This is a genomic window from Streptomyces sparsus, from assembly GCF_054776295.1.
Window position 1 is genome coordinate 1 of record NZ_BAAHCA010000735.1, and the last position, 2,492, is coordinate 2,492.

3 protein-coding genes and 1 pseudogene are annotated in these 2,492 nt (G+C 72.2%); 1 reads left to right on the forward strand and 3 read right to left on the reverse strand.

Going from position 1 to position 2,492, the window contains the following annotated elements:
- The 3 genes and pseudogenes from ACYVE9_RS22765 to ACYVE9_RS22775 all read right to left on the reverse strand — a co-directional run.
- Nucleotides 1–428 (reverse strand): annotated as a pseudogene (locus ACYVE9_RS22765) (hypothetical protein); the annotation flags it as partial.
- Nucleotides 429–876: 448 nt separating this feature from the next.
- Nucleotides 877–1,338 carry a hypothetical protein gene (locus tag ACYVE9_RS22770; RefSeq protein WP_461029760.1) on the reverse strand — a complete coding sequence of 154 codons (462 nt, stop codon included), beginning with the start codon at nt 1,336–1,338 and terminating at the stop codon, nt 877–879.
- 192 nt (nt 1,339–1,530) lie between these two features.
- The gene (locus ACYVE9_RS22775) at nt 1,531–2,280 is read right to left on the reverse strand and encodes a hypothetical protein (RefSeq protein ID WP_461029761.1); all 750 of its coding nucleotides are present in this window, start codon (nt 2,278–2,280) and stop codon (nt 1,531–1,533) included.
- A gap of 1 nt (nt 2,281) precedes the next feature.
- Here ACYVE9_RS22775 and ACYVE9_RS22780 point away from each other — a divergent pair.
- Nucleotides 2,282–2,492: hypothetical protein (locus ACYVE9_RS22780; RefSeq protein ID WP_461029762.1), on the forward strand; the 211-nt coding region annotated here is incomplete at its 3' end.

The following is a 2,492-nucleotide window of genomic DNA, read 5'->3' on the forward strand; positions in this document are numbered from 1 at the left end:
CGCACCGACCGTCCCAGCCAGACCCCGGCCTCCACCGTTCGGTGCCCGGTGGTGCCGTCCGGCGGAGGGCCCGCGTAGCCGTCCGCCGGGGGGCCCGCGGTGCCGTCCGCCGAAGGGCTCGTCGGGCGGGCCAGGACGGCGGGGGTGTCCGGGGGCGGATCGGGCGGTTGCGGTAGTGGTTCCAGGCGGGCGGCGCCCACCACCGCTCCGTCGTGCAACACGGCGAAGGTGCGTTCCGACGGCCGGTCGGAGAGACAGCGTGCCCGGTGGAAGCGCAGAAACGCCTGCTGGCGGGAGGCGGTCCACCCCGGGGGCCCGGGGACCGGCGCCATGACCTCCTCCGGGTCGGCGTCCCGTACCGCTGCGGCCAGCACCCTGTGCAGCAGGTCCTCGTCCAACTCCCGCAGTTCCACTCGGCCTCCGTTCACGGCCCCGGCCTGCCGGGGATCCGGCGCGCCGCGAACCCGGCAGGCCGGCGATCCAGCGTGCCGGGAACCCAGCGTGCCGGGAACCCAGCGTGCCGGGGACCCAGCGTGTCGGGCCGAGCATGCTGGTCGGCTCGGCGGCCGCGCATCCGCTTTTCCGGGTCCGCTGCGGATGCCGGAGGCCGATACACCGGAACGGCGGTTCCCAACTGCCCACGGGCAGCGTGCGTTTACCGTCGGCCACAGAGTTTTCCACAGGTTATCCACAGGGGTGGCTGCTTGTGTTGCTTGATCACGCACCCTTTTTTGTCGGCATCCTCACGAGTTGTCCCCAGCGGGAGGGTCTGTTGCAGGGGGTGTTGGCTTCACTCGACTGAGTGAAGCCAACAACCTTTCCACAGCCCGGAGATGGCCGGTCAGGCAGCTGCGGCGGGTGTTCGTTCTCTGGCGGTCAGGGTGTGCCGACGGTCAGGGGTGGTGTCCGCAGTGGAGAGGCGAGCAGGTACGCATCGGCGCCGGAGGCCCGCAGCAGGCCGAGCAGGATCGTCTCCCGGTCGTCGTCCAGGCGGTACCGGAGCCGTACCCTGCGGCCGAACGCGCGGGCTTCGAGACGCAACCGGCGTCCGCCGGTGCGGAACTCGACGAACCGGCGTCGCGCACGCAGCGAGCGCCGGGTGGCGACGGTGAGCTCCTCGCCCCGCAGATCCCCGTGCAGCACCTGCACGGCGGCTCCGGGCCGCGGGACCCGCACGTCCCACAGCTCGGCGACCACGTCGTCCCCCTCGAACAGCTTCCAGTCCTGCTGCCCGGTCACCAGGACGGCCGGGGTGAACGGGTCACTGGCCACCCGCCTGAGGGTGAAGGTGCGCCCGGCGACCGTGGCGGTGGTCGGCTCGGACGGCAGATCGGTCATCACACAGGAGAAGAGGGACCCGCCCCTCCCGGCGTTCCACCGGATCCGTCCGCTCGCCCGTCCGCGGCCGGCAGCGGACGACCCGGCAGCGGACGACCCGGCTGCGGACGGACGCTGTCGGCCGCGGTCGGATGCGGACGGCTGCGGCGGGGTGGCGGTGAGTGTCGGGAGGAGGCTGCTGGTCGTGGGCGGTCAGCCCTTGCCGGAGACGCGCTCGACCTTTTCCGCCGCCCTGGTCAGCGCCTGCTGGAAGCTGGTGCTGTCGGACGTGTCGTAGCTGATCAGCGTCACGTTGACGATGGTGCCGCCGATGCGTGCCCAGCCCATGTCGAACTGCATGGCGGACAGCTCGTCCGTCGCGGGACTCTTCAGCCGGACACCACCGGACTGGTCGCCCACCTCGGGCACGGACAGCGGGCTGTGCACGAAGGTGACCGTGTCGCCCTGGAAGTCGGCGGTGAAGCGCCGGCACTGGCCGGCGACCGGCCTGTCCTTGGCGAGTTCCTCGGCTTCCTGCTCCTGGAAGACCGTCACCCCGCTGACCAGCATCGGTCCCGTGTCGCCCTGGGCGAAGGCGGCTATCTCGGCCCGCTCGGGCAGCGGAGCGGAGTCGGCTGCCACCACGGCGTCGAGCAGTGGCTGGCAGGCCGGCTTGGTGGCCTTCGCCATCTGGAACTCGGTGTGGCCCGCCTCGGAGCCGGACACCTCCTTGTCGACCTCCCATCCCTCGGGCAGGTCGGCCACCTCCAGCAGACTCTCCTTCACCTGCTGCTCCGTCAACGGACGCGAGACCGGCTCCGCGGACGCGGACGGGGAACCCGTGCTCCTGTCCTTGCCCTGCGAGTCCTCCGGTGCGGAGTCCGACCCGGTGCAGGCGGTGGCGAGCAGGAGCGTGGAGACGGTGAGCGCGGCAAGCGCGCCGCGGCGCGGAGTGGTTCGCACGGTGTTCCTTTTTCAGATGTGGGTTCTGGGCATGCGCGTGCTGGGCGGGCGCATGCTGGCGGAAGCGAAGCTTATGTGCCTGGTCAGGCCCCGGGCATGGGGGGATGTGTTGCCGCCGGCCCGGGGGCGGGGCGCGGCACGGCACCTGGCGCTCGGCCCGGTGGAAGACCTGACACGCGGCCCGGCTGCGGCGAGCGCCGAGCCGGCCCGAG